The following is a 26,131-nucleotide window of genomic DNA, read 5'->3' on the forward strand; positions in this document are numbered from 1 at the left end:
ATAGGTTTTAACGGTATAAATTAATGCCCGGTTACAACTGGTTTATTGTTCTTTTTAATCCAGAAATATAACATGGTAAATACGCAGATATATACAATGATATTAAAAACTTCGTGGTGATAAGTAAAGTTATGCCGCTGCGATTTAAAGAAACCTAGTAGCACTCCAAGGCCGGCTATCCTCAACACGTTTAGGATATAGATGGCAATAAGACCAATCACAAGCATCTTAAGGGTTGATTTCCACGAAGCTGGAAAGGCAAGCACAAATGCCGACAAGAAACTCATTACGCCCAAACCCAAACAAGAATAATTGACCCTTAAGTATGGCCCTGCAACTACCATTACATCCATTTCGTTATGGATAGCATAAAAACCGAAGAGTTTAATAATCCAAACTGCAGGTATAATCAATGCCGATTTTAGACCTTGAATGTAGTTAAAATGTGCTGAAATATAAGCATTGTAATACTTCGATCCCGGGGTCATAACGCTGTTCATAAACAGGTTGCCCTGGCTAAACACGATATAGAGCACAAACAATGCGATTACAAATTTAATGGCCTTTTTATTAGCCTGTTTTTTAGCTTCTTCCTGAGTCATAATTATCGGCAGTTTATATTCTTATTTGTTTGTTTTTTGCAAAGCTTTAATCTTTTTATCTACCAGCTGCCTAAACCAGAAGCTCTGCAGATAATGAAATTTAATACCTGTGGCACCTTCAAATATACCCAGTTTAAAAAACATTCGGTAACCAAAATAAAGATAAGGCCGAAAGCCAAGTGGGAGTTTCCACCATAAGCGTTTTAGCCATGCCCGCTTTTCGTCAGGGTTCCCGAGTAAATTTGGCTTAATACTCTGAATCCTTAATTTTTGCATTCTTTCTATTTCTTCCTGAGCAATCAAATCGCTGTATCGTTCGTGTTTCGATTTCCAGAAAGCAATATCATTTTCTTTTAGGTTTTCTTCCAATATCCAGCCTTTTTTCCATATTTCGGTTTTACCAGGGACAATAAAACGGTGATCCATATTTTCGCTCAGGTCAGAAAAACCAATCCCCGTTCTAAACATTTTTAAAAGGTAAAATGGATAGAAAGTGCCAAACCTGATCCAGCTCCCCTGAAAGAAATTTTTGCGGTTTAAATAAATGCCATTAATGCCCGTGTGCTCGTCATCATTGAAATTATCTAGCATTTCAAAAAGTTCAGGGGTAACAGTCTGGTCAGCATCCAGGCCAATGGTCCAAGGTGTAGTTACTTTGAAGTTTTTTAAGGCAAAATCCCACTGTTTTGGATGGTTTTCGAAAGGGTTTTGTAGTACTTCTGCATCATAATTAGCTGCAATTTCAAGTGTTTTATCAGTACTATAGCTATCTAAAATAAATGTTTGGGCATTGAGGTTTTTAATAGATTCCAGTAGCCTGGCTAAATGAATTTCTTCATTGAAAGTTAGTATGATGAAGCTGAATTTTTCGTTCATGTATTGGATTATTTCAACCCGTGATTGAAATATAGCTTATATAGTATTATAAAATTCGAGATATCGATTTGCCAATACCTCATCATTAAAATCTTCCCTGATGGTGGATGGAGCAATATCGCTGATTTTTTGCCTTTTTTCTGGATTTTGGTATGCTGAAATAATATTGTTTTTTATCTCGTTAGTTTCCAGACTTGTCACCCAGCCAAGTTCATTATCTTTAACGTACTCAGCTAGGCCCACATATTCACTAATGAGTACTGGTGTACCAACACTAAAGCTTTCTACAACAACATTGGCAAAATTTTCATTGTAAGAAGTAAGTACCAATAAATCATGTGCGGCGATTAGGGTATATTTATCCTCGTTGCTTACCTGTCCAATCCAATAAATGTTATCGCCTAGTTTTAGCTTGTTAGCCAAAAGCTTTAGGTCTTGTAAGTATTTTTCTTCACCAGAACCCGCGATAGTTAATTTCCAGGCGATATCAACAGTTGCTAGTGCGTTAAATAAAAGTTCAAGTCCTTTCTTTTCTTCAATGCGCGAAAGAAAAATAAGCTTAAAACAATCCTCATCTTGATTCTTAATACTTGCTACTTGATACGGACTCCCCACTTGCGATGGTAAACTCACCAAATTCGGAATCACCCTGATACTTTTCGGCTTTACAATTTTTAAAATATCAGCTTTTTCTTGCTCGCTGGTAGCATGGATGTGGCAATATTTTAACAGGTTTTTACCCAATAATTTGTGAATCAGTTTCTTTGATAAAGAATTGCGGTTAGCAAGCGTGTAAGAGGTAAGCATCCCTCGGGGAGATAGCACCACGCGAATCTTATACCATTTAGCAATAAAGCAGCTCAGAATCGAAACCAAATTCCACCAGGCATGGATATGGACGACTATTTTGTCGCCCTGAGCCTGTCGAAGGGTCTTTCTTAATCTCCACAACAATCCCGGCGAAAAATGACTATGATCTTTAGTCCATCTTTTAAAATAAGTAACAGGTACTCCTTCAATCAAAACAGGAACACCAGTTTTTACATCCAACTCCTTTGTACCATTTGCCGTAGTTGTAATCACCTTTACATTGACACGCTTGCCATCCTCAGCACTATATTTGTCATCCTGATTGCTGGGGTTGCCATTCTGAATACCTAGTTTGTCATCCTGAGTGCAACGAAGAATCTCTTCCTTTAAAACCGCTATACGCTTATCGCCCGACAGGACCTCACACAACTTCCCAACACTTTGTATAGGGCCACCATAAATATAGGCTGGTTTATAAGAAGCTGTAATGTGGATGATTTTCAATGATGAAGTGATATTAATCAAATGTTGGTTTTAATACCTTTATCGTTCTAAGTAAAGCAAAAAGCATCCACATAATTATATAACCCCAGAAAATATTATTGAACATAAACTCGAAGTTATTTCCCCGCCAAAGACCTTGGAAAATACTATTAAACATAATTACGCAACCTAGTTCATAGCCTCCGAATATTTCTTCAGCTTTATCAGACAAATGCTGTACCAGCATACCATAGATCAACATAAAAAAGAAAACTCCAGGAATGCCGAAACTTAAATAAGCATCAACTATAGGGCGTGTTTTAGCCGAAACACTCGACATTCTGTGTGCTACTCCAGCATCATAAACCCTTTGCATAGAAACCGTTTCCATATTGGGTTTTCCTAGCCAGAAAACTCTTGGAATCAACCCTTCTAAAGAATTTTCAACTATTTCCCAGCCGTAGTGTGGACGGTGACCAGGTACATAATCTACAAACTGTGTAAACATTTCTATTTCACTCAAGCGTTTTGTCATGAAGCCCCAGTTCGTATTTTCAATTTGTTCCTCGTTTTTCGAATCCAGATTTTCAAAAGCCTGGTTTTGTGCTTCCTCAGCACTTACTTCACCATTCCAGCTTTGTCTAACAGTATTGTTATAAGTTGGTAAGAAATAAAGCAACACATAAGCTGTGGGAATAGCTAAGTAGAGAATCAATTTCTTGTAATAAGGAAAAAATACGCAAGCAATAACAATGATATTGATAATAATAGGCTCTTTATATCCTGAAAGAGAGGCATGAATGAAGTTAAGAATGAAAATAGTGGCACCAATGCCGAGGTATTTAATATTTTTGGTATTAAACCCTTTAACAAATAACACCGCTGCACAGGATATACCAACGATGGTAAGGGGAATGGCAATTTGGCTAAGTCCTGGGAAACGTTGCGTTATTGATCCAATTCCAAATACAATGATGCCGAGCCAGATGAGGAAATCATCACCATCAAAGGTTTTTATGCTCTTAACTTTTATATTATCTTTTTGTACTAAAAGTATGCCGCTAACCAACGCAGCATGGGCCAATAGACTCATCCGTTGGCAGCTGGCTATCAGTGCCGTTTGCTCGCTTTCTTTAAACTGTGCTCCATAATTAACTTCCGTAAAATACCGGTAACCCAAATGGTCCATAAAGTAAAATATAGAAGTAACGCACATAAAACCTGCAAAAATAAGTTGTAGAAGAAATATGGGTCGCATGATTTGTTTATGGATAGGAACATCAGTTTTAATAATCGCAGCAGGCGAGAGTATAGTGGTATAAAAGATAAAAAGTGACCCAAACCAGGAAACAAAATAAGAGATGATTGGACTATTGATCAATATATAGGAGATGAGTACAGGGAAGTATAAGGTCAGGATCAGTTTAGTTGGGTTGTTATTTTGCATGTTTATTCTGTATAGTATCAACAATCGCTATCACTTGTTTTTCAAACGACCATTCCTGGATAGTTTGATGTGAAGCCAATCCCATTTGAGCTAATTTACTTTTATTTTCAATGAGTATCCTAAGTTTTTGTTTAAGATCAGATAAATCACCCGATTCAAATGTTGCACCATTAATCATAGGTTTAACCAGATCAGCTGCACAGCCAACCTTATCCGATACCAATACCGCTTTACCAGCTGCCATAGCCTCGTTAACGACCAATCCCCAGGTTTCACCAGGTCCCTGCGAAGGTAAACAGAATAAATCACAAGCCTGGTAAACAACCGGCATTACGGTTTGATTCTGGAAATCCATAAAATGAATTCGCCTTTTTAGGTCGTCTCGTGTGCTCTTGCCTTGTTTGTCATCCCGAGCGTAGTCGAAGGACGCAACTTTCCCTTTTAACCGCTCCTCCAACACCCCATTTCCAACAAAAAGTAAATGTGCATTTTTCAAATCAAGATCTATAAAAGCATCTAATATAAGTTCAGGATTTTTTTTGGGCTCTAATTTGCCAGCGAAAAGAATTAATATTTCATCAGGAGTTATGCTAAGCTTAGCTCTTAATGATCTAGCCTCTATACTTCTATTTTCTGCAAATCTTTCATTATCGATCGCGTGCGGTACGAAAATTAACTGTGGATCTAATAATCCAACTTTTTTAAAATAAGCTTTATTCGCTTGGCCCACATAAAATGCAAAATCGATATGGCGATACACCCACTTTAAAAATATATTTCTCGTCCAACGTTTAATGCTGGTTTGATGATCTAAAAGTGTGGAATCGCCCCTGAAATAAATCGGAACGCGGTTGTGATAATGCCTGAGTAGTTTGAGATGGCTTTCATATGCCCAACCATAGACGAGTATTTTGGTAGGTGCGTAATTGTCAATTTCTTTTACTGCATTTGGATTGATAATTGATGTGAAGTGATGCGTTTCAGAGTCTTTTACCGTATTCTCCAAAAATTGGAAATCATATTCCGTTAACAGTGGAATGTCCCATTGAATTTCTTTTTTAAAGCCGTTATCAAATGTTTTTGATGAACGATCACCAGCAGTATAAAATACTTTGAGCTTAACTTTTTTAGCTAAAAATTGAAATACGGGTGCGTAATACTGTATAGGGTGACTAACAATAATCGCTAACTTTTCTACTTTGTGCATTCTATTGCTACAGCCTCATTAAAGCGATCGGCTTCTTCAACAAATTTAAAATGGTCGTCTTTGCTATCGTTAAAAAAGCAGATTCTACAGTTTTTAAATCCGCTTTTTTCCAGTTCAGACATCAGCGATTTTTCATCCCACATCCACAAATGCTTGGAGTTGCCTACGTAGTCTTTAATTATGCCGGTTAAACCTCTGCTTCTTTTTTCTTTGCCCAATAACGTCCTTCGCATGAATTCTGATGATGGATTTTCTACGGAGTCATAGTCTTTCAAATACTTTTCTATCGCAAATTTCAAATCTGGTACCACGCACCTAAAAGTTCCCCGAGGTTTTAAAATGTGATATGTGTTTTTTAGCGCCGCCTGAAAATCTTGGTAAGATAAATGTTCTAGAACGTGCGAACAATAAAGCCCGTCGCAGGTGTTTTCTTGTTCGGGCAAACCCTTTACAATATCTCCGTAAAGCACATTTTCGGGAAAAGGTTGACTATTCTTCTGGTAAAGTTTGCCAATCAGCCAAGTTCTTTCGAATCTCAAAGTAGGAGACGAATCGTAATTTTTCCAGTTTTTGGGAGCGCTAAAACCGCAGCCATATTGTACGTATAACGACATATTTAATTTTACTTTTTAGGTGGTTTCGCTAAAATATTTCCCGATAACAATTGAACCAGATTATTGATCACAGTTTGTTCTGTTCTTTTGATCAAATAAAATTGGTAGCCTAAGGGCTTCAATAAATTGAAAATATAATTAGGCTCAAATCCCGTTTTTAAATGGTAATCCTGATCGTATTCAAAAACCAGATACGGCAAATTTTTGGTAATCGACCGCATCAATCCTGCAATTACAAATGCTTCATAGCCTTCTACATCAATTTTGATAAAGTTGATTTTTTCATCAATTAAAAATTCATCGCCAATTTTACAATCGACAGTCACATCTCCATTTTTTTCGAATAGATTAAATGATCCAGGGTTATTACTGGCAGCATCCGCTGTAATTTTAAATGTTTCGTTTTTATTGCTCAGCGCAATGTTTTGTGGGGTAATTTGAGGGAAATTATTTAAGCTGATATTACGAATTAATGCGCTGTAATTAAATGGTATGGGCTCAAATGCAGTTACCTTGCCCGATTGCCCAACCAGTTCTGCAAAATATAAGGTATGAAATCCGATGTTTGCACCAATATCTAGCACATAGTCGTTTTTAGCAATGTACGAACTGAAAACTTGTTTCAGCGAGGCTTCATAATCACCAGTGTATACGATTTTAGAACCAATCCATGTTGTTGGATCACATTCAATTTTGAAATTCCCAATCAATGGTTTTACGATAACTTTTGCTTTGGAAAATCTGTTGTTTTTAAACAAAAAATGAAAAATGCGGTCCTGCCCTTTAAAAAAGCGTCTTTTGAGAATGGTTTTATATAGGTACTGAAGGATCATTTCGTTAGCTATGTTTCAATTCCAGTACTTCATCAAATACATCTACCTGTTTTTTGGTCAAAGATTTTGCTGTATATTTTTCAAACTCTTTCCAATTCGTGTTAGGAGATTTTTTCTCGATTACCTGTTCCAAATAATGTTCAAAAATACGTTTTACTGCTGGAGAAGATTGTTCAAGTGTAATTAAATTCCCTGCATGACAATCTTTAATCGCAGTTGCCGCTTCACTTTTTGGGTGAAAAAGCGCAAGTAAAGGTTTTTTCGCCATTATGTATGGGTAAAGTTTGGAAGCTGTATACGATGCATCATTCGAGCCGACAATGAGCAACCCATCCGCTTCCTGCAAATTTCTGATGCTTTGGTAAAAACCTATCCGATCGGTATATTCCGTAACTTTTTCGCCCAAATCCATTTCTTGCGCGGTAGGCGCTATGGTGGGAGTACCGGTTCCATTTGGGGCATAACTTGTACCGATAAAATGTAAATGTAGAAGAGAAAAAATTACCGGATTGGTTTCTTTGATGGCTAAAAGTTCTTCAAATAATAATTTAATTGCCGGACGGATATCATAGCCGCCACGACCAATATAAATGAGGTTAATTTGGTTCTTATCAATTGGATAAACCAATTGAAGCTTCGATTTATTTTTCTCGGCAATCTCAAAATCCAGCTCAAATGAACCGAATGTAATTACCTTTGAAGGTTTGTTTTTTAACCAAGGGTATCTGCTTTCCAACGTTTCAATATAGTCTCTAGATACGCTGATGACGCCATCTACATTTTTCATGGCAATTGGTTCCAAGTATTTATTTAAACGATAAGAGAACCAATACTTTGGCGGTTGCTGTGATTTTGGCTTATCCAAATAATAAGTAGAATGCCAGGGATCTTGCATATCGATTATATATGGAATACCAAACTTTTTCTTCCAATAATTCCCTAAAATACATACTGGAAACTGCGTAGTAGAAAAATAAACAAGATCGAAGAGACCACTTTTAAGCAATTGACTGCCTTTTTTTCTAAAAGACCATAAAGAGCGGAGTGCCAAGCTTCCCAAACCAAATTTGCTGGTCCATTTTTTAGGGAGCGCACCCACTTTATGGATAACGATATCAGAAGGAATGGACCCTAGTAAAAGACCGTCCTTTACTACATCAAAATATTTCTCATCAACTGTAATCACCTCCGGCTCCCAACCCAAATCTTTGAAATATGGCAGGCTCATCCTCACGCGTTGCATATCTGCCGTGTTTGCAGGAGGAAAGTGTGGAGATATAATAAGTACGCGTTTCAGGTTATAGATCTTTTATAGTTTACTCAATTAAGTGTTTTATTAACGATAGCTATAAATTTCTCAGATTCCTCATCCCAATTTAAAGTAGCTTCAAACAAATGGTAAGCTTCATTTTGATGTTGAACTAAGAGCGCTGGATTCTGAATATAATTTAATAGGATTTCAGCCAATTGTTGAACATTGCCAATCTCATAACTGGCACCTATTGATGGGTGATCATTTATAAATTCTTTTTGAGCAATTGTTTCTGTAACTACTGTGGCCAAACCAGCTTGTAGGTAAGTAAACAGCTTATTGCTTAGCGCCAGATGGTTGTTGATCGAAAAACCAGGCTCGGTAGCTAATCCGATATTGAATTGGCTTGCAAATTCGGCAAGTTTTGAAGAGGCAATCGGTTGATGAAAGTTGATACGTGGTGGATTAGCAAATGCTAGACTTTGAATAAGTTCATCAAGAACGATTTTAACTGTGTTACTTAAAAAACCTAGTATGTGGAATTCAATTTTAAACCCTTCAAGTATTTTTAAGCTTCTTATAGCATCCTGCAAACCACGCGAAAGCCCAACATTTTGGCTAAACCAAAACAGCTTTAGCGGTTGGCTGGAAGCCGCACGGTTGGTGAATGAGTTTTTAGGAAATACGTTAAGAATGGGATGAAATGTCAACGCCGGAAACAGCTCTTGGTATTTTTTTGCAATTTGAGGGCTGCTTGTACTGAGGTAATCTGTTTTCGGAAAATATTTTTCTTCAACAAATTTAACGAGGCGAAAATTTAAATCTTTGCTATGTGTTTCATATCTATGCATGTCTTCTGCATCAAATCCACATTTTGCCCTGTGTATTGAGGCTGCTTTTACTGCTGCGGGTAAAGCCGCTAGGTTATGGGCAATATAAAGGTCGGCAACAATGGTCTTCGCTTTATTAGTCAACCCATAAGTACCTCTTGATAACGCAAAAATAACAATAGTAGGATTTAATCCAACTAGCCTAATCATTTTTCTTGCTGCTTTGTGTATGCCTCTTGTTAGCCAATAAACAGTTTTTTGCTTAACGGGATCCCCGTTAACACGTATGGCTTTCCACTCTTTTTTAGGGAAGAGCTCCTCATCTAGCGCTGTACCCCATGCATTCCAATATTGATAAAGAACTGTTACATGATAGCCAGCATCTGCAAGTGCATCGGCTTCTTTAACTAATCTTGGGTTTAGGGAAGGCTGACCAGAAGTAATAAGCAATACTCTTTTCAACTTCTATTCTAATCAAATAAATTTAAGTATTCGCTGGCAATGACACTTACATCGAATCTGCTTTTCGCATTTTCGCTGCAACGGCCTCGGTTAATATGGCTTACCTCATCCAATGCCTGTATCATCTCGTCTTTATTGCTTACCACAAGGCCATTAACCGAATTAATAACTACTTCTGGGGTTGCCCCGGCATTAAATGCAATAACCGGTGTACCACAAGCCATGGCCTCTACCATTACCATTCCGAATGGCTCATCCCATTCTATTGGAAAGAGCAAGGCTTTCGATTTGCCGAGATAATGGTTTTTTTGATCATCATTAAGCGGACCTAGGTAAATGATCTGCTTTCCATCAAATTTTGGTTCAAGCTCTTCCTTAAAATATTGGTAATTATCTGTTGTATTTGGAATGTTGCCGCCAATCCAAAGTGTGCTTCCCGTATCTAAAGCCACAGCGATGGCAGTTTGTAGCCCCTTTATTTTATCAAGCCTGCCCAAAAACATAAGTGGCGCATCTGGTGCTATGGTAGGTTGTGGTACATACTTAGAAAAATCAATGGCATTATACACTGTTCTCCAGTTACCCATAACATTGCCTGTTGAAACACAATAATTGCTACAAGCGGTAAATAATAGATTGCGGTTAGGCAATTTGGTAATCAGTTTTATGCCCTTTACACTAACTGGGCGGCCATAGGTCATGATTTTTTTTACTTTATTGTTTAACACTGGAAGCAAGTAAGCCAAACGCCCAAAATTGTGGATAAAATCAAAGTCATTTCTTCTTTTACGTAAAAACCTCCATGCTTTAAAAAGTTCCTTTAACCTTTGGAATTTGGATCTTTTAAGGTCGTTGACGCCAAAAGAATGTACGGTTCCAGAGATATCAGAATTTGGACCTGCCAGCAAATGAACGGTATGACCCATTTTTTTGTATTCTTCAGCAAACATATAGACAAGACGCTCGTGTCCTCCGTAAAGTGGAGGAGGCACAGGAATTCCAGGATCCATAACTAAAAGAATTTTCATTGTGCTATTGAATTGTACAGGTCAAGATATTTTTGGGTCGAAGCTTCTAGACTCAGGTTTTCCAATACGTAAGCTCGAGGCATAAATTTATTTTCTTTGTTTTTAGCGATAAACTCAAAGAGTTTATCGCTAAAAACTGTTGCGTTGGTGAATTTTACTCCACATCTTTCGTCCCAGTAAGGTACTGATGTTACCGGCTGATATTGAACTTTATGTGGATAATAGCTCGGGTCTTGCCAATATCCGCCCTTGTCCCAGGCTAATACGGGCGTATTGGTTGCTAATATCTGTTGGTATGCTTGGCCCTGTGTTTCGTGTTCGCATAGAAAAATGGAACCTTTACATTTCGATAATTTTGCCGTTAGTTCAGCATGGTTATAAGTACCATATCTAATTACCTCATAGCTCAGATTGTGGTTATCGAGTATTTTTTTGATTGGCTTTAGTAAAGAAGCCTCAAAAGTATCATATTGCCATATTATTTTGTCGTAAATTAAGAAATCTACGGTGGGAGATGGGGTCTTAATCTTATCACTCCATTGCTCGGTATCTATTCCAGCAGGCCAAAAATCAACCATATGAGAGCCGTAAAACGGATCGAAAACTTCTTTCATCCAAGGACCAGGGACTAATATTTTTTTAATAGTAGGATATTTTATTAAAAAGTCCAGATCATCAGTAGGGTGAGAAAAGATGCCTGCTCCGTAAATGATCGGGTTTTTCCACTTGAACTTGTCAAGTATTTGAGGTTTGCCAATTATGCATGCTATTTCTTCAGGATGTTTTTTGATATAGGAGAAATCGTTAAAACGAAAGGGAATATTCAATTTATCTAGGCCTTTCATCAATTGCAGAGCAATCCTCATTACCCCGCCAGGTTTGGTTTTTCCCCTAACAATCCTGCGGACAATCTGCCGGAGATATCTGTCAAACTTTATCCATCTGTCTGGATTTGGTTCTTCGTAAAATATATTTAATGGCTTCATTTTATCTCGAATTTAGAAAAGATAAAATTTCCACCTCTTTCCAAGAAATATTTAAATGAAAAGCTAATCATTATTTGCTTGAGGTTTTGTAGATCAACACCCTCGTGTATTTCGATGATAATCGTATTTGTTTTGCTTAGCCATTCGTTATTCTGGGTTAGCAAAACTCCTTCGTAACCTTCTATGTCGATTTTTAACAGATCTATTTGCTCCCATTGATAGTCGGCAAGTACCGTTGGTATACTAACGCCTTTCACTTCATAAACTTTACTGTTTAATAGTTGTTTCCCAAATTCGATGTCTTCAACTTTATGGCCATAATCCTTATTGCTTAAGGCCATTTGTAGGTATCCATCATTTATTGATACCGCGGCTTCTATAACCTTTGCTTTTATATCATTTAGCCCAATGTTCTGTTTCAAAACGTCAATGTTTGTGTTAATAGGTTCAATACATGCAATTTGTGCTTGCGGAAATAGTTTGCTAAGGTAAACAGTTGTGAAACCTGCATTAGCACCTAAATCGAGAATGGTACGAATAGGCTGAGTCGAAGACAAAAAATAACAATTATGTTCAAACACTTCTGAGATGATAAAAGTGTCTGCACCTCCATTGTCTCTTATTATTAAGTCAATAGAGCCAATAGGGTAGGGATATTTAAATTTTACTTTGAATTTCGATTCGCGTTTAGGGTTTAGCTTTTTAGGAATACGATAGATCAATAGTAGCCATTTTATTCCGTTTATTAAACCTGATGTAATTTTTTTTGTATGCTTAATGTTTTTTAAAAAACTAGATATTTTCATTTTAATACCATAATAATTGTAGGCGGCGGGCTATTTTCCAACCGAAGATTTTTGTAATCAACTTGCCTATTTTACCACCTTGGAATCTCTTCCCTTGATAATTCAATTCTTTGCTTCTATTGCTACACAGTTCAAAGAGCTTTTTTTGTTTAGGATAAGATAAAAATGCAAGTTCCCAATATGATCTTGCCAATAAGTTAGCAAGCTGTTCATTTGGAAAGTGATCGATCAATAATTTTCGCTTCATTTCTATCGAATTAACCGAAGAAAGCAGCCCTTTTCTATTCTTGATACCTGACGATAAGCTTATCTGTCCCGAATGTTTTCTATACAAAACCATTGCGCTTTCTACATATATGATTTGGATTGATGCTAAGGCAACCCTTAAATAGTATTCTCCATCATCGTCAACGGAAAGGCTTTCATTCCAAGGATCAATTTTATCTAAAATAGTTTTTGGTGCCAACCACGAATGGATTTCTACCATCGTTCCTGGATAGTCTTTGGTGCCCCCAAATAGAATTTTAACAAAATCTTTAGGATTATTGAACTCGCTAAAGAAATTTTGCTTTGGGATTTCAGAAACATGTCCTTCTTTATTGAAAAAATGTATAGAAGGGCCGATAGCAACAGAATTTGGATTTTTTTCTAAAACATTAACCTGTAAGGCTATTTTTTGTGGCAACAACAGGTCGTCGGCATCTAAGAATTGAATATATTTTCCTTTAGATTTTTTAAGTCCGTGGTTACGGGCAGCACTGGCACCCAAGTTTTTTTGAGACAAGATAGTGATCCCATCGGTCTCAAATTTTTTGGCAATCTCGAGCGAATTGTCTGTTGATTCATCATCAACAATGATGATCTCTTTATTTGGCCAGGTTTGATTAATAGCCGATTGTATAGTTGCTGCTAAAAAAGCGGAGGAATTATATACTGGAATTATAATAGAAACTAAAGGTAGATTCACTAAACGCTGTTTTTTGTCTCCCTAAATATCATTGTCCATCTTTGTTTAGATTGAAGATTTATTAATGAATATTCTGGATTGAGCCAGGGCTCCTTGAGATATTTAATGTAAAGGTCTATATCATTATCTATTTCAATAATTCTCTCGATAAGTGGCGTAAAGTTGAGTTGATTAAATTGTAGTTTCATTTTGAGGTTGCGCCCCAAAGTTTTCAGCCTCCTGTCGAAACGATTTTTAAGCGAGTTAAAATGTTGTGGCCTGATATCGATAAAATTGCGTTGACCTTTAGATTCCAAGGTGTCAATCAGCCAATTGTTTCTCAGTTTAATATAGTCTGGGCAATTTAAAAAGCTTTGGGTATTAAAAACATCATCTATATGCATATCTCCACAATAAATAGGCAGGCTATTCACCAACATGGCATCATATAATTTCTCTGTTTGGTAGCCCGGATAAGCATAATTTTCAAAGGCAATCGTAAACTTGTATTGGCTTAAAAACTGGCGCTTTCTTTCCCATACCGTTCCTTTATATTGTGAATCGATTGAAGGCATATTATTCATTGATTTGCTTGGTGCATCGATTTTTTTATACTTTGATAGTTGTCTGAAAAATGATTCTCTATAGGGAACCTTGTTGGAATAGATGAAATTACAGAACTTCTTTTTCTCTGAGACGATCTTGTCTATCTCGTTGTCGTCAATTTTTTTTGCCAAAAGATTTGGATCAAAACCGTGCCATTGTATGCGATGGTATTTGGGATCTTGAATTTCTTCTTCTCTAGGCACGCCGAATGCCCACTCGCATGTCGACAAATCAGGGGTTATGTTTTCACAAAAATAGCCGATTCTTACGTAATCGCCCTTTTTTGGGATGTCGTTGCCATAAGGACCAAAAAGAATAAATTCGGGGTTTTGATTTTCTTCGATGAACTCAAACTCATCCTGTAGCTCAGAAAAGATTTCTTGTTGCGCAATTTCAAAGCTGATGCCGTTCTTAAATTGGATGTGAATTTTTTTGCGCATTAACATAAAGGTCTTTATTTGGTAGTTTCGGCTAAGATCGAACTTATTCTTTTTTGATAAAGACAAATTCTCCAGAGTTTGTGGCTTCTAATTGATTTTGGAGATATTGGTATATTTTTACCATTTCGTTAGCTGAGGGTTCCTGTCTGAAGTCTGTCTTTGATGGCTTATGTTTGCACAAAGCTTTACCAAAAGCGATTTTTATTTTTGACCACAATGAAATCTCCGCATTATCGCCAGCATATTCATAAAAACTATGAGCTTTTTTCCCCTGCCGCTCAATTTCCTTCCTATTTTTTAAAGCACTTATACTTTCATTGTGTGCTACAGATAATGCGTTATAACCAGTATAGTAGGTAATATTGGCTTGTAGATAACTAATTCTTAAACTATATTCCCAATCCATCATTACATATGAAGTATTGTAAAGCCCGATGTAAGCCAATGAGCTTTTTCTCACCAGCATGTGGACATCTCCGAAGGTAAAAGAGGCAACAGCGCCTTTTAGCCATTTTTGGTATTGACTGATTCGACTTGCTTTATGGACTTTAGTATGGTTTTGTAAAGAGCCAAATAAGTCGTTAGAAATTAAAACATCAATTTCAGGATGTGAAAGCATGTAGATAGCGCATTTTTTGATCGCGTTGTAATCAAAAACGTCATCATCTATTATTTTTTTTATAATGGTACCTCTTGCCAAGAGCATAGCCTTGTTCCAGCCATGAGCCTGTCCTTTATCTGGTTCTGAGACAAGCTGATGGATTTTTCCATTGTCTAAAAGTTCTTGAAGATATTCTTTGGTGCCATCATTACTGTTGCCATCAACAACTACAATTTCGTCCGCATCAGTTACTTTAGAAAGCAGTGTCTTTAAGGTTATCTGCAAAAATGGTAATCGGTTTCTGGTTGAAATGATGTAAGATATTTGAAAACTCATTAATCTAAAATAAGACGCTCTTCACGATGTGTTTTATTGTTTAATCTAATCTTTTGATTGCAAAATGTGTATGGATTATCTGTAATGTGACTTAAAATCATAGGGTGGGTGCTAATTGCCGACTTTTCTGGCAACAGTGGCATATTGCTGGTATTTTGTGTCTTCAAACCTATTATTTGTAATTAAATTGAGCATACCTATAAGGTATTTGAATCTGGGAGCTAAGGATTTATTTATACCGACATGGCGTACAACTTCAAAACCCAAAGCCTCATACATTTTTTTTATGCTTTTTTTTGTGAAAAACCTGAGGTGCGTTTTGTCCATGATCCCGGAGTTCTCGTACTGAAATTCTCCTAGATAAGCCAGTCTGTATAAATAAGGCGCATGCCTTAAATTAGGTATTGAACTAACGATAACCCCAGCTGGCTTAAGCAAGGCTTTGCAGTTTAGCAAAGTGGCTTGCGGATCAGCCAAATGTTCTAGAACATCATTGAATATAATACAGTCGAAGTGGCTGACAAGCAAATTATTTTCAGCTGTAAATAATGAGTTGTCAAAATAATCAAGCTTTTCAGCCGCAGATTTACTAAATCTGCTATCAGGTTCAATACCATAATAAGTGCAAGGAATATTCGATTTCACATAAGCCCCAAAAGAACCATCGCCACATCCAATTTCTAGAATATTGATAGCGGTTTTGGGTATAAACTCGAGCATTTCTTCCCTTACATGCTGAAAATACCCATCTTCTTTTGCCTGATAGTCTATTGTATTATACATTCTTGAAAGATCTGGTTAACTCTTTGATCATAAAACCAAAACACGTTGCAATGAGAATAGACAACTTTTTCCATTTTTACTATCTAAAAAACAACTTCTTTACTTTATAAAACATCAAGCTGGCAACGTATCTTGGATAGGAGTGGTGATGCCATTTGTAATTAAAATAAAACCGAGGGATTTGAGTTAACCTCTCTTGTTGTTTCTCATCTAAGACACTTACTGATTCGCTACCCAAATGCGTAATTTTTGAGGTAGGTATGAGACAATTTTTGACATAGAATTTTTCCAATGTGTTGCTGTAATCATAATCGCAATACCAAAAAACAAAATGTTCGTCCAAAAGTCCGATGGTGTTAAAGATTTCTCTTTTTACAAAGATGCACCATCCGGTTAATACTCCAAAATAACCTTCAATTGGCGCACCACTTTCTGGAAAATTATTCTTCCTGTGGAAATTAGTACAGAAAGGAACTGCACTTTTGATTTCTGGATCAATTTCCATTGCCTTTATAATTTCGCTAGCCCAATGCTCATGGAAAATGAGGTCATTATTACATAAACAGACATAATCGCTAGCAGTTGCGTTTATACCTATGTTCAAGTATTTATGGAAACCAAATTTCTCTTTCGGATAAATGGTTTTACTATTTTCGAATTGATAAGGAGCCATGGTCTTATTCGATTCTATTACTAGCACATTGAAATGTATTTTTTCGGGATTTTCGCTTTTGAGTAAAGTCGCTATGCTTTGTTCGGTTAGCTCTTTTAAATGTTCGTTCTTTGAATAGCTTAGAAAGATAATGTCGATATTTATAGCACTCATTTGTGATACTTTGTCACTGATTAATTAAACTCCTATAATTTTATTCATTATTTAGATCGACCATTTCTATTTTTTGAGCTTCTAAACTCAATTCTCCTATCGACTATTGTTAACCTTTATTTTTATTTTCCAAAGAATGTCCTGACTTTGTAATATATAAAATATGGAACCTCTATTAGCAACCAGGAAATGGCACTAGCTATAAATCTAGAAAAGCCAAGCTTATGCAGGAGAAGCAATAAGTTCTGTTTATTGTAAGGAAATGATCTTAAGGAATTTCCTCCAAAATGCACTATAATAGGGCTATAATTGCCATTTATATACCATCTCCGATGTTTTGGCATAGTTGGAGGAGGATTGTTCAACTTACTTTTGCCCTTTAATACATTTAGACCGTAAGGGTGTGGAGAGGTATAAAGGTCGGTAATAAAGGTGCCATTATCTGTTATTGGGGTTTGCAAATGGGCAGTTATTGCTATAGACATTGGCCACTCGTCATTGATGTGGATACCACCAATCCGGCCAAACCCAAGACTGTCATAAATAGGCATGATAGATCTTGCTTGATTATATATGCTAGTACTGGTTGCAGATTTTTTTATATAATAAAACCCACCATTAAAACGAATCAATTGATCTATGCCAAAATTTTCGATGAAGGGTTGGGCTTCCGCCTTGCTTCCGCAAAATTCTTCAATACCAATAGGAAATCCAACAACTGTTGTTTCTTTACCTTGGCAAGCGTCGAATAATGGGGATAGGTCTGCGTAACATAAACAATCAGAATCAATAAAAAGAGTTTCTGTTGTTTGCAGGTATAGATCAGTGTATAGCTTAATAGCAATGCCCATTTTCGCATGCTCAGGATCAGCTTGTAATTTGAAAACATGTTCTTGCAAATCAGAAGGCACTTCTAAATTAAGATTGGTTACTATGTAAACATTTAATTTATTGTATAATAAGATAGAACGGGCACAATTAAGAGCCATTTTAAAATATGCTTCCTTATTGGTGGCAAAAGTGATAACAGATCGACTATTTTTATTTTCTATCATTCAATAACTAGATTATTTAGCGTTTCGCATTTTGTGCCAAATAGATAAAATCAGGATAAAGCATTAATAAATGAATCTATCGCTTTTGTGGGATCAAGTACCATTGAGTAAAACTGTTCGCAATCTGATTTTTTGCATTTTGAGAGGCTGTGGTTATTGATGTGATAGGAAAGGTCATTTTTGTCATTGATTATTTGGCCAATAGCATAATCATTTATTATTTGCTTATAGGTGTTACACTTAGAAAGGATAGTGGGTAAACCAAGCATCATATAGGTTGAAAATTTGCCAGAAGCCAAACCAATTTCTTCAATGTTCTTACCAGTAAATATGCCTCCATCAGGATCATAAATAGTAATCCCATAGTCGAAACACAGCAAGAAATCGTAATATTCATCATAACTTTCAAACAGCCCATCGTGCAGAATAAGATTGGCTCCGTTTTCTTTTAATTCGAAAAGTTGGCGATGATGGCCATCGCTTTTATTAAACTTAGACCGATTATGTATGAAGATATAGGTATTATCAGGGAGGCCCTTCTCTATGGCTTCAATAATTTGGTTAATACCTGCCCAAGGACTTACACTTCCAGAGTGTACATAAACAACATCGGTTTCTTTAAGCCCAAAACTGCTTTTGTTGTATTTTTTTTTCGTGGGTTTGCATTCGTAGTGTGCAGGTGATACGGGGATTAAGCACCAATTGGTAGAAGTTGGAAGCTTGTTTTCTGTCATTAGCAAACATTTTCTTTCATTGTCTTGAATGACAACAGTATGTGCATTTTTGCTATAATAGATCTCCTTGTTTTTAATAGCAAGCATCTTGGGATAGGCTTTAAGCTCATCATGGAAGAAAATTTCAAAAGAGAAATAATGGATATTTATATTTTCTGAAAATCTTTTTATTCTCCCCGCCATAACCATTCCAAAAGGGTCAATAGCAAAAAGGTGTTTAATTTTATTTTTTTTAATGTTGCTTATTGCCCCAAAAAACTTTGAAAAGTAGTTAAATATATAGTCTGGTCTTCTGGAAGGTTTAGGCCAATTGGCAATTGATGATAGCTTGTCAACTCTAATTCGGCTGGGATAGGGTGTTGCTGATAGCCACAGTACAAAATGACTTTTATGTGCAAAGAGTTCAGTCTTTTTAAGAGAGAATAGAGTGTTGGGTTTGTGAAAGTATCAGAATTGAGTGTAACTAATCCAACTGTTTTATGCATGATTAGTTAATTGAGCAGTAACGTAGTCAATTTCTTCTAGGCTTAACCCTAGTCCACTGGGTACATAAAATCCATTTCTGGCTAATCTTTCTGCAACAGGATAATTTTCGTTCTTAAATAATCCCATTTTTTTGAAAACAGGTTGTTCATGCATGCACCAAAAGAAGGGGCGTGTTCCAATTTTGTTTGCTGTTAAAACGTTAACCAATCTTTCCTTTTCTTTTATACTTGGTGCTACAAGGCCGAATACCCAATAAATATTTTCGCTAAAATCTGTTTTTTCCAGAGGTAACTGATAGTGTTTTGTTTGCAAAATGGAGAGGCCTTTATGGTAGGCAGTACCCATTGCTCTTTTCGTTTTGATGAAACCATTAATCTGCTCTAATTGTGCCAAGCCCAACGCGGCCTGCAGGTTGGTCATTCTATAGTTCCAACCAATTTCATGATGTACAAATCGTGGCCCTTCAGGTTCAAAACAAAGATTGCGTAGCTTCTTGCATCTTTCGGCCAATTCTTTATTATTGGTAAGCAGCATTCCGCCCTCGCCAGTAGTAATGTGCTTGTTAGGGTAAAAACTAAAAATGCTGATGTCGCCAAAGCCACCACACATTTTTCCCTTATAGGTTTGCCCGTGCATCTCGGCTGCATCTTCTATTATCTTGAGCTTATATTTTTGGGCCAGCGCCAATATCGGATCCATATCAACAGGTAAGCCATAAATATGCACAATCAAAATAGCTTTAGTTCGGGGAGTGATCTTGGCTTCAATTTGTGTCACGTCAATGTTCCAAGTAAGAGGGTCGCTATCAATCAAGACAGGCATAGCGCCAGCAGTAACGATAGACTGTGCTGGAGAAATGATAGTAAAAGTAGGCATAATTACCTCGTCGCCTTGACCAATATTAAGTGCTTTAATAGCGATATCTAAAGCGGCTGATCCATTGCTTACGGCAATTCCATGAGCGCGACCAATGTATCGGCTAAAGTTTTCTTCAAATTTGGTAATAAATGGCCCCTCACTGCTAATCCAGCCAGTATTAATGCATTCTGTCAGGTATTTAAGTTCATTACCATTCAATAGGGGAGTATTAACCGGAATAGGTTTCATCTTATTTTTTTCTTAAAACATAGCAAACCCCCCAAGTATTGCCAGATGGGTTTGCGCCCGTCAGAAATTCTTCGTTGTGCAATACCTCAAAACCAGTGGCATAGGCCAGCAGCTCTATTTCCGGCTTTGTAAAGTGGCGCATAGGGTGTTTCTCATTAATTGTCAAGGTCTGTTCATTGTTTAGGTTTTTAACCTCAATAGTGTAGTTCACCTCAACAATATTGCGTTCAGAATCGATTATTGGTTCGGCATATCGCGAAACTTCTATTTTTTCATCCTTGAGAATTTTAGTGCGTTTTTCTGGCACTTGGGCATGTACCGCCGGACTATGCCACACATCAAAAATCAATAAGCCGTTTTTATTCAGGTAACTGTTAGCATGGCTAAACGTGTTGATTAGACTTTGGTTATCGGTAAGATAGCTGATGACATGGAAAAGAGACAATGCCACATCAAAGGATTGATCGGTTTTAAAGACAGCGATATCTGCTACCTGAAAAGTAACATTATCTTTTTTTGTTTGGTTGGCAATCTCTACCATTTCTGGGCTACGCTCTAAACCGAGAATTTGAAAACCTTTTTCTGCCAATAGGTTGGCATGCTTGCCCGTTCCAGAGCCCAATTCGATTATGTTTTTGGCACCAGGAAGATAGTTTTGGATCAGTTCCAGCAAATAATCCGTTTCAGCCTTATAGTCTTTATGTTTATAAAGCAAATCATAGTATTGGCTGTAAAGCTTAAAGTTTTGGCTCATCTTTTTTGGTAATGTAGTTGATGTTTTGAGAACCGGGATCAAACCTTACTTTATCTTCGTCGCCACAATAAGGACCTTGTTTGATCTCTATCATTTCTGTTCCCTCTAGCATCTCAAAGCCGTGCCCCCCAGATGCCAGTAATATCACATCGCCTATCTCAATAATCCTACTTTCTAAATATAAACGCTGGTCATTATAAAAATCCACTCTTACTTTTCCGGTTTTTACATATAGAACTTCTTGGGTTAGTGTTACTTTGCGTTCAACGAGATTGTGCACATGTGGTTCGATGATATAACCTTTGGGGCGGTTCATATATCCCAGTTGCTGTGAAAAATCGCCTGGCGTAAAAAAAGAGATGCCTTCTTTTTTGTAGGTCGCTTTAATGATGATAGCCAAAATATTTTCTTTGTATTTAACGTATTCAATCATGGTCAGGTGTCTGATTTACTTTTTTTAATCTTCCATAATACATCCTTAGTATATTGATGCTATTAACCCAGAAATCATGTCTCGTGTACGGGAATTTTTTTCTGAAAGGTACAATAATATAGTATAGTGCGATCAGGTAGTAGTATATTCCTGTTAATATTCGATTACACTCGAAAAAGCGCATAGCAACGTTAAGGATATGTTTACTATAAACGTTTCGCCCGCAGTAATTTAAAATATCTCTACGGTAGTTTTGGATTAAAAATGCCCAACCCTTGGCAACAGCATATTGATTTCGAGTCATTGAATTTTCATCTCCATGAACTATTGCCAATTCCTTTGTAATTACTTTAAATGAAAACAATTTCGCCATTCTGAAGCAAAAATCGTCATCTTGGCAAATTTTATATTTTAGGTCGAAACCACCCGCTGCTATTACAGCTTCTTTTTTGGCGGTTATGGTTATCATTGAAGACAGATAGCCTTGGTTTAAAACTTCCGCATATTTGTCTTCGCCCCCTAGAGTCCATACAGGACCTTTTACTAGATTGGAATAGGCAAACCTTATAATTGGGTTTTCTAGGTAAACCCTGCTCATTTCGTAAAGATATTCAGGCAACCATGCATCATCACTATCTAAAAAAGCTAAGTAACTATATCTGGCACTAGCTATTCCTGTATTTAGTGCTGCATTTTGACCCTTATTTATTTTATGTCTAACAATTTTTAACCTTTTATCGCTAATTCTATCTATTACTGTAGTACTTTGGTCTTGAGAAGCATCATCTACTACTATAATTTCAAAATTCTGGTAAGACTGATTTAATATACTTTTAATAGCCCGTTCAATTGTATTCTCTCGATTAAAGCATGTTACAATACAAGTAAAATACATTTTAAGAAAGGGTGTTTTCTATTTTGTTGAAAATCATTATTGAAGCATTACCCTCACCGAAAGGATTTTTGTTTTGTATCATTTTAGAATAAAAGGTCTTGTCTTCAATCAGTTTTTTTGTATTGGTTATAATATTCTCTGTACTATTTCCAATAAGAATTGCAAGTTCATTTTCAACTGCCTCTTGCCTTTCTGTTGTTTCCCTTAAAATAAGTATTGGTTTTTTTAAGCTTGGAGCTTCTTCTTGTATTCCTCCCGAGTCCGTAAGAATAATGTATGATTTAGCCATTAATGAAACAAATTCAAGATAATTCAACGGATTGATAAGAAAAACATTACTTAGGTTTTGTAATTCTTGATGAACAGTTTTTTGAACATTAGGATTCAAATGAACGGGGAAAACAAAATCAATATTCTTATATGTAAATGAAAGTTCTTTTATAGCCTTACAAATATTAATCAATCCCTTACCGAAATTTTCTCTTCTATGACAGGTTATGAGAATTATATTTCTGCCATTTTTACCCCAGTTATTTTTGCTATGGTCGACAATGGTTTTGTATTTTTTTAATGTGAGCAATAGGGTATCAATGCCAGTATTTCCTGTAACTAGGATTGAATCTTTTTTTATCCCTTCTGTTAAAAGGTTTTTTTCTGCCATTTTGGTTGGAGCAAAATGATAGCTGGCAATTTTACTAATTACAACCCTATTATACTCCTCTGGAAAGGGTGACATTATGTCGAAGGTTCTTAGCCCGGCTTCTATATGAGCTATTTTAATTTTGAGATAAAACGCGACTGTAGCAGCAACCCTTGCAGTATTTGTATCTCCTTGTACGAATACAAGATCAGGTTTTTGGGCAGCCAAATAAACACCTAGGTTTGTAAATAATCTTCCAGTTATTGCACTGAGTGTTTGGTCATTTCTCATTAATTTTAAGTTTTTATCGATCTTGATATTAAAAAACTCAAATATGGGCAAAACCATTTCTTGGTGTTGGCCCGTGAAACAAACTTTTAATTTATATTTTTTATGCTTGGCAAACTCCTTGATAACAGGAACAAGTTTAATCGCTTCGGGCCTTGTACCAAGAACAAATATAATTTTCATTTTAACAATATTTTTTGGAGCAATCGATCTTTCAATTCCTTAATGAGGTACTTGAATTTAACTTTTTTGGCTATTCCAATTTGAAAATCGTGATCGGTACCTCCAGTTTTGCTACTAAAATATTGATTTTCGTAATAATAGAATCTCATCAAATCTTTATAGAGGACTTCATTTTTTTCTTCCCATGAACCATTGAAATGGTGGCATGCATAATTCATTGGCAAGTCAATGCAAAAGGCACTTGACGGATAAATGTAAATGCCTTCTTCAAGCTCTTGTAGCCTATCCTCATTTCGCTTTACCCTGTAATGTTCTTCTAAAATTTCGGAGACAATTTTGGTATTTGTAGTCAGTGTAAAAGCTTGCTGTTTATCGTAGTAAGACAATACGAGACCTGGCCAATTATGATTTTTTTCGGCACCCCAAACCGCAGTAAAGGGAAAGCCCGTAATTTCGAAACCCGAAAACGCACGATGTGATAGAAAATCGTCTAAGCTTCTTCTAATTTCTACATCAGTGTCTAAATAGATTCCTCCATGATGATACAAAGCATATGCCCTGACATAATCGCTTACAAATGCCCATTTTTTTTGCTGATATGCCGCAAATAAATAAGGGTTATGGTTGACGTCAAAATTAGACTCGTCCCATCTTATGATTTTATAATCCGGTAGATATTTTTCCCAAGTACTTATGCATGCCTTGGATAATACATCCAAATCATTTTTTCCAAACCAACAATAATGTATTGTTTTTGGTATCATTACAACTTATTTAGATATAAGAAAATTCCACTAGTAAATGTTTTTTTTCCGTTTTGGTGAATCCACCTATGTGTTGGATGTTCATCGTATTTGAGTTTTTGTAATCCTAATCCAAGAAGTATTTTACTTATCTTCTGATCTTCATTAAAATCATCATAGATTAGATTAATTTCATGTGTCTTCTTAAATCTTGCAATAATTTCGCTTAATACCCTATGCTTATAAAATGGATGAGCTTCGACGACAATGTTACTTTCTTTCTGCCATGGAAATCGATCTGGATTAAGTAAATTAATTTCTTCACCTTCACAATCACATATAATCAAATCAATCTTTTCTTGCCAATTTTCAAAAATATCTTCAGTAGCTGAACCATATAATTTTGGAGGAGTTAACTTGTTGATGGAGAACCACGAAGTTATAAAGTGATGGAGTGGTGTATCGGTTTCAAAAACATGATTGTTTTTTAGTTGCAAAAGATAACTTAATGCTGCACTATAATATCCAGTATGTCCACCAATAACCATCATGTTATCAATGTTTTTTTTAACGACTCTATCCCAAGTTTCAAATAAACAGGACTCGTAAAGACCTAAGACTTCTGATACGGTTAATTGGTCAAATAAGATCTCAGGAATTTTTAGACCGCTAAAGGGGCCGTAATAAATTTGGTCTCCAACTTTATGAATAAGTTCAGTAATAGTAGGTGTTTTAATTTTTATCATGAGATTTGATTTTTATTTCTGGAACCAGACTTACTGCGCCGGGCCATTCTCCCCTATATACTCCTCCACGTCTAACATCATTATCTAAAACCGTTAAAGAATAGCAGTTTTCAATTATTTCGAAAAGCAAACCTTGTTTGTTATTAAGGTGGAGATTAATATAATATCTTCCTTCATTTAAAATATATTCTGGAAATGGTACGATAAATTCATATGAACCAATTTCTAATTCGGAGATAGAGCTATTAATATGAAAAGTGTTGATACAAGTTACCAGCTCTTGCATCTCATTATACAGCGCAATACAAAATCCTATATTTGGATTATTTACTTTTGATCTTAAGCGGATTTTGATATCGAATCTTTCTCCATTAGTTATTGTTTCAACAATGGTATTATTTTTGTTTAAAATTTCAATGCTTTCAGCAATAAAATCTTCGTTTTCAAAAGCAATGAGGTGCTTATCAATTCGATTTAAATAAGATGAAACAATTTTCGTAACATTTCCTACTTCTTCCAGCCTTCCATTTTTCAGAAAGATAGCCTTTTTGCAAAATGATCTGATGGCTAGCATATTATGGCTCACAAACAGTACAGTTCTTCCTTCTCCTTTGCTTACTTCGTCCATTTTGCCCAGACATTTCTTCTGAAACTCAGCATCGCCTACAGCCAAGACCTCATCAACAATTAAAATTTCGGACTCCAAATGTGCAGCTACAGCAAAAGCCAATCTTACATACATACCCGAACTGTATCTTTTTACTGGTGTATCCAGATAGCGTTCTATACCTGCAAAATCTACAATTTCATCCAGCTTGCGTTGGATTTCTTTTTTACGCATGCCTAAAATAGCACCGTTTAAAAAAATATTTTCTCTCCCGCTTAACTCTGGATGGAAACCTGTGCCCACTTCTAATAAACTGGCAATTCGTCCGTGTCCAGAGATTTTGCCAGTAGTGGGGGCGGTAACCTTGCTCAATATTTTTAGTAAAGTGCTTTTTCCAGCGCCGTTTCTACCTATAACGCCAACCGCATCTCCCTGCTCAATTTCAAAGTTGATATCTTTTAAACTCCATACCACGCCGCTTTCGCTTTTAGTATATTGGTCATTGCTTTCACCAATTCTGAGGAAAGGATCTTCTTTACCACGAATCCGGGCATACCAGCGTTCTAAATCTCGACTGATTGTACCAGTACCAATTTGCCCCAATTGATAGGCTTTACTTAGGTTTTCTACTTTAATTGCAATGTCTGACATCTTAAAATATACTTAAAGCTAATCTTCCATCATCT

The 26,131-nt window shown here is 36.3% G+C and carries 27 protein-coding genes; all 27 read right to left on the reverse strand.

Annotation, left to right across the window (positions count from 1 at the left end; translation table 11 throughout):
* Window positions 1-20: 20 nt before the first annotated feature.
* A complete protein-coding gene (xrtY, locus tag G7074_RS16115) occupies window positions 21-602 on the reverse strand; it encodes an exosortase Y (RefSeq protein WP_166209824.1) in 582 nt (193 codons plus the stop codon).
* Between the two features lie 21 nt (window positions 603-623).
* Complete coding sequence (locus G7074_RS16120) at window positions 624-1,478, reverse strand: glycosyltransferase family 2 protein (protein ID WP_166209827.1); 855 nt, start codon at window positions 1,476-1,478, stop codon at window positions 624-626.
* A gap of 36 nt (window positions 1,479-1,514) precedes the next feature.
* The gene (locus G7074_RS16125) at window positions 1,515-2,813 is read right to left on the reverse strand and encodes an XrtY-associated glycosyltransferase XYAG1 (protein ID WP_166209830.1); all 1,299 of its coding nucleotides are present in this window, start codon (window positions 2,811-2,813) and stop codon (window positions 1,515-1,517) included.
* Complete coding sequence (locus tag G7074_RS16130; RefSeq protein ID WP_166209833.1) at window positions 2,806-4,218, reverse strand: exosortase Y-associated Wzy-like protein; 1,413 nt, start codon at window positions 4,216-4,218, stop codon at window positions 2,806-2,808. Before G7074_RS16130 ends, G7074_RS16125 begins: the two co-directional genes overlap by 8 nt.
* Window positions 4,208-5,425, reverse strand: coding sequence for a glycosyltransferase family 4 protein (locus tag G7074_RS16135; protein WP_166209835.1), 1,218 nt, complete (start codon window positions 5,423-5,425; stop codon window positions 4,208-4,210). Before G7074_RS16135 ends, G7074_RS16130 begins: the two co-directional genes overlap by 11 nt.
* Window positions 5,413-6,039 (reverse strand): methyltransferase domain-containing protein, encoded by a 627-nt coding sequence (locus G7074_RS16140; protein WP_166209838.1) that lies wholly within the window; start codon window positions 6,037-6,039, stop codon window positions 5,413-5,415. Before G7074_RS16140 ends, G7074_RS16135 begins: the two co-directional genes overlap by 13 nt.
* An 8-nt stretch (window positions 6,040-6,047) precedes the next feature.
* Window positions 6,048-6,749, reverse strand: a complete 702-nt coding sequence (locus G7074_RS16145) for an FkbM family methyltransferase (protein WP_166209841.1) — start codon at window positions 6,747-6,749, stop codon at window positions 6,048-6,050.
* Between the two features lie 127 nt (window positions 6,750-6,876).
* On the reverse strand, window positions 6,877-8,115 hold the full coding sequence (locus G7074_RS16150; protein WP_240916328.1) for a glycosyltransferase: 1,239 nt from the start codon (window positions 8,113-8,115) through the stop codon (window positions 6,877-6,879).
* 77 nt (window positions 8,116-8,192) lie between these two features.
* Window positions 8,193-9,416 carry a glycosyltransferase family 4 protein gene (locus G7074_RS16155; RefSeq protein WP_166209844.1) on the reverse strand — a complete coding sequence of 408 codons (1,224 nt, stop codon included), beginning with the start codon at window positions 9,414-9,416 and terminating at the stop codon, window positions 8,193-8,195.
* An 8-nt stretch (window positions 9,417-9,424) separates the two neighbouring features.
* The gene (locus G7074_RS16160) at window positions 9,425-10,444 is read right to left on the reverse strand and encodes a glycosyltransferase (RefSeq protein ID WP_166209847.1); all 1,020 of its coding nucleotides are present in this window, start codon (window positions 10,442-10,444) and stop codon (window positions 9,425-9,427) included.
* Window positions 10,441-11,430, reverse strand: a complete 990-nt coding sequence (locus G7074_RS16165) for a glycosyltransferase (protein ID WP_166209850.1) — start codon at window positions 11,428-11,430, stop codon at window positions 10,441-10,443. Before G7074_RS16165 ends, G7074_RS16160 begins: the two co-directional genes overlap by 4 nt.
* Window positions 11,427-12,236, reverse strand: coding sequence for an FkbM family methyltransferase (locus G7074_RS16170; protein ID WP_166209853.1), 810 nt, complete (start codon window positions 12,234-12,236; stop codon window positions 11,427-11,429). Before G7074_RS16170 ends, G7074_RS16165 begins: the two co-directional genes overlap by 4 nt.
* A 1-nt stretch (window position 12,237) precedes the next feature.
* Window positions 12,238-13,203, reverse strand: a complete 966-nt coding sequence (locus G7074_RS16175; protein ID WP_166209856.1) for a glycosyltransferase family 2 protein — start codon at window positions 13,201-13,203, stop codon at window positions 12,238-12,240.
* The gene (locus tag G7074_RS16180; protein WP_166209859.1) at window positions 13,203-14,228 is read right to left on the reverse strand and encodes a glycosyltransferase family 10 domain-containing protein; all 1,026 of its coding nucleotides are present in this window, start codon (window positions 14,226-14,228) and stop codon (window positions 13,203-13,205) included. The genes G7074_RS16175 and G7074_RS16180 overlap by 1 nt, the downstream gene beginning before the upstream one ends.
* 43 nt (window positions 14,229-14,271) lie before the next feature.
* Entirely contained in the window at window positions 14,272-15,165 is an 894-nt protein-coding gene (locus G7074_RS16185) for a glycosyltransferase (protein WP_166209862.1), read from the reverse strand.
* Between the two features lie 111 nt (window positions 15,166-15,276).
* Complete coding sequence (locus G7074_RS16190) at window positions 15,277-15,948, reverse strand: class I SAM-dependent methyltransferase (RefSeq protein WP_166209865.1); 672 nt, start codon at window positions 15,946-15,948, stop codon at window positions 15,277-15,279.
* A gap of 79 nt (window positions 15,949-16,027) precedes the next feature.
* Entirely contained in the window at window positions 16,028-16,774 is a 747-nt protein-coding gene (locus G7074_RS16195; protein WP_166209868.1) for a glycosyltransferase family 2 protein, read from the reverse strand.
* A 122-nt stretch (window positions 16,775-16,896) separates the two neighbouring features.
* Window positions 16,897-17,829 carry a hypothetical protein gene (locus tag G7074_RS16200; RefSeq protein WP_166209871.1) on the reverse strand — a complete coding sequence of 311 codons (933 nt, stop codon included), beginning with the start codon at window positions 17,827-17,829 and terminating at the stop codon, window positions 16,897-16,899.
* A 50-nt stretch (window positions 17,830-17,879) separates the two neighbouring features.
* Window positions 17,880-18,746 carry a hypothetical protein gene (locus G7074_RS16205; protein ID WP_166209874.1) on the reverse strand — a complete coding sequence of 289 codons (867 nt, stop codon included), beginning with the start codon at window positions 18,744-18,746 and terminating at the stop codon, window positions 17,880-17,882.
* Window positions 18,747-19,040: 294 nt separating this feature from the next.
* Window positions 19,041-20,156 (reverse strand): DegT/DnrJ/EryC1/StrS aminotransferase family protein, encoded by a 1,116-nt coding sequence (locus G7074_RS16210; protein WP_166209877.1) that lies wholly within the window; start codon window positions 20,154-20,156, stop codon window positions 19,041-19,043.
* Window position 20,157: 1 nt separating this feature from the next.
* Window positions 20,158-20,910: a class I SAM-dependent methyltransferase gene (locus G7074_RS16215; RefSeq protein ID WP_166209880.1), complete on the reverse strand. Its 753-nt coding sequence runs from the start codon at window positions 20,908-20,910 to the stop codon at window positions 20,158-20,160.
* The gene (locus G7074_RS16220; protein ID WP_166209883.1) at window positions 20,894-21,343 is read right to left on the reverse strand and encodes a hypothetical protein; all 450 of its coding nucleotides are present in this window, start codon (window positions 21,341-21,343) and stop codon (window positions 20,894-20,896) included. The genes G7074_RS16215 and G7074_RS16220 overlap by 17 nt, the downstream gene beginning before the upstream one ends.
* Window positions 21,336-22,238, reverse strand: a complete 903-nt coding sequence (locus G7074_RS16225) for a glycosyltransferase family A protein (RefSeq protein ID WP_166209886.1) — start codon at window positions 22,236-22,238, stop codon at window positions 21,336-21,338. Before G7074_RS16225 ends, G7074_RS16220 begins: the two co-directional genes overlap by 8 nt.
* A gap of 1 nt (window position 22,239) precedes the next feature.
* Window positions 22,240-23,349, reverse strand: coding sequence for a non-hydrolyzing UDP-N-acetylglucosamine 2-epimerase (gene wecB / locus G7074_RS16230; RefSeq protein ID WP_166209889.1), 1,110 nt, complete (start codon window positions 23,347-23,349; stop codon window positions 22,240-22,242).
* Window positions 23,346-24,113 (reverse strand): glycosyltransferase family 32 protein, encoded by a 768-nt coding sequence (locus tag G7074_RS16235; RefSeq protein ID WP_166209892.1) that lies wholly within the window; start codon window positions 24,111-24,113, stop codon window positions 23,346-23,348. The genes wecB and G7074_RS16235 overlap by 4 nt, the downstream gene beginning before the upstream one ends.
* Window positions 24,113-24,838, reverse strand: coding sequence for a hypothetical protein (locus tag G7074_RS16240; RefSeq protein ID WP_166209895.1), 726 nt, complete (start codon window positions 24,836-24,838; stop codon window positions 24,113-24,115). Before G7074_RS16240 ends, G7074_RS16235 begins: the two co-directional genes overlap by 1 nt.
* On the reverse strand, window positions 24,825-26,096 hold the full coding sequence (locus tag G7074_RS16245; protein WP_166209898.1) for an ABC transporter ATP-binding protein: 1,272 nt from the start codon (window positions 26,094-26,096) through the stop codon (window positions 24,825-24,827). The genes G7074_RS16240 and G7074_RS16245 overlap by 14 nt, the downstream gene beginning before the upstream one ends.
* Window positions 26,097-26,131 lie beyond the last annotated feature (35 nt).

This window comes from Pedobacter sp. HDW13 (assembly GCF_011303555.1).
In the GTDB taxonomy this organism is placed as follows: Bacteria; Bacteroidota; Bacteroidia; order Sphingobacteriales; family Sphingobacteriaceae; genus Pedobacter.

Coding starts and splice junctions, on each gene's coding strand:
- G7074_RS16180 (WP_166209859.1), bottom strand. CDS start 14,228: ATGCGCAAAAAAATTCACATCCAATTTAAGAACGGCATCAGCTTTGAA.
- G7074_RS16245 (WP_166209898.1), bottom strand. CDS start 26,096: ATGTCAGACATTGCAATTAAAGTAGAAAACCTAAGTAAAGCCTATCAA.
- G7074_RS16130 (WP_166209833.1), bottom strand. CDS start 4,218: ATGCAAAATAACAACCCAACTAAACTGATCCTGACCTTATACTTCCCT.
- xrtY (WP_166209824.1), bottom strand. CDS start 602: ATGACTCAGGAAGAAGCTAAAAAACAGGCTAATAAAAAGGCCATTAAA.
- G7074_RS16170 (WP_166209853.1), bottom strand. CDS start 12,236: ATGAAAATATCTAGTTTTTTAAAAAACATTAAGCATACAAAAAAAATT.
- G7074_RS16235 (WP_166209892.1), bottom strand. CDS start 24,113: ATGATACCAAAAACAATACATTATTGTTGGTTTGGAAAAAATGATTTG.
- G7074_RS16205 (WP_166209874.1), bottom strand. CDS start 18,746: ATGGCGGGGAGAATAAAAAGATTTTCAGAAAATATAAATATCCATTAT.
- G7074_RS16120 (WP_166209827.1), bottom strand. CDS start 1,478: ATGAACGAAAAATTCAGCTTCATCATACTAACTTTCAATGAAGAAATT.
- wecB (WP_166209889.1), bottom strand. CDS start 23,349: ATGAAAATTATATTTGTTCTTGGTACAAGGCCCGAAGCGATTAAACTT.
- G7074_RS16160 (WP_166209847.1), bottom strand. CDS start 10,444: ATGAAAATTCTTTTAGTTATGGATCCTGGAATTCCTGTGCCTCCTCCA.
- G7074_RS16185 (WP_166209862.1), bottom strand. CDS start 15,165: ATGAGTTTTCAAATATCTTACATCATTTCAACCAGAAACCGATTACCA.
- G7074_RS16240 (WP_166209895.1), bottom strand. CDS start 24,838: ATGATAAAAATTAAAACACCTACTATTACTGAACTTATTCATAAAGTT.
- G7074_RS16210 (WP_166209877.1), bottom strand. CDS start 20,156: ATGAAACCTATTCCGGTTAATACTCCCCTATTGAATGGTAATGAACTT.
- G7074_RS16215 (WP_166209880.1), bottom strand. CDS start 20,910: ATGAGCCAAAACTTTAAGCTTTACAGCCAATACTATGATTTGCTTTAT.
- G7074_RS16200 (WP_166209871.1), bottom strand. CDS start 17,829: ATGATAGAAAATAAAAATAGTCGATCTGTTATCACTTTTGCCACCAAT.
- G7074_RS16190 (WP_166209865.1), bottom strand. CDS start 15,948: ATGTATAATACAATAGACTATCAGGCAAAAGAAGATGGGTATTTTCAG.
- G7074_RS16150 (WP_240916328.1), bottom strand. CDS start 8,115: ATGCAACGCGTGAGGATGAGCCTGCCATATTTCAAAGATTTGGGTTGG.
- G7074_RS16195 (WP_166209868.1), bottom strand. CDS start 16,774: ATGAGTGCTATAAATATCGACATTATCTTTCTAAGCTATTCAAAGAAC.
- G7074_RS16135 (WP_166209835.1), bottom strand. CDS start 5,425: ATGCACAAAGTAGAAAAGTTAGCGATTATTGTTAGTCACCCTATACAG.
- G7074_RS16225 (WP_166209886.1), bottom strand. CDS start 22,238: ATGTATTTTACTTGTATTGTAACATGCTTTAATCGAGAGAATACAATT.
- G7074_RS16140 (WP_166209838.1), bottom strand. CDS start 6,039: ATGTCGTTATACGTACAATATGGCTGCGGTTTTAGCGCTCCCAAAAAC.
- G7074_RS16220 (WP_166209883.1), bottom strand. CDS start 21,343: ATGATTGAATACGTTAAATACAAAGAAAATATTTTGGCTATCATCATT.
- G7074_RS16165 (WP_166209850.1), bottom strand. CDS start 11,430: ATGAAGCCATTAAATATATTTTACGAAGAACCAAATCCAGACAGATGG.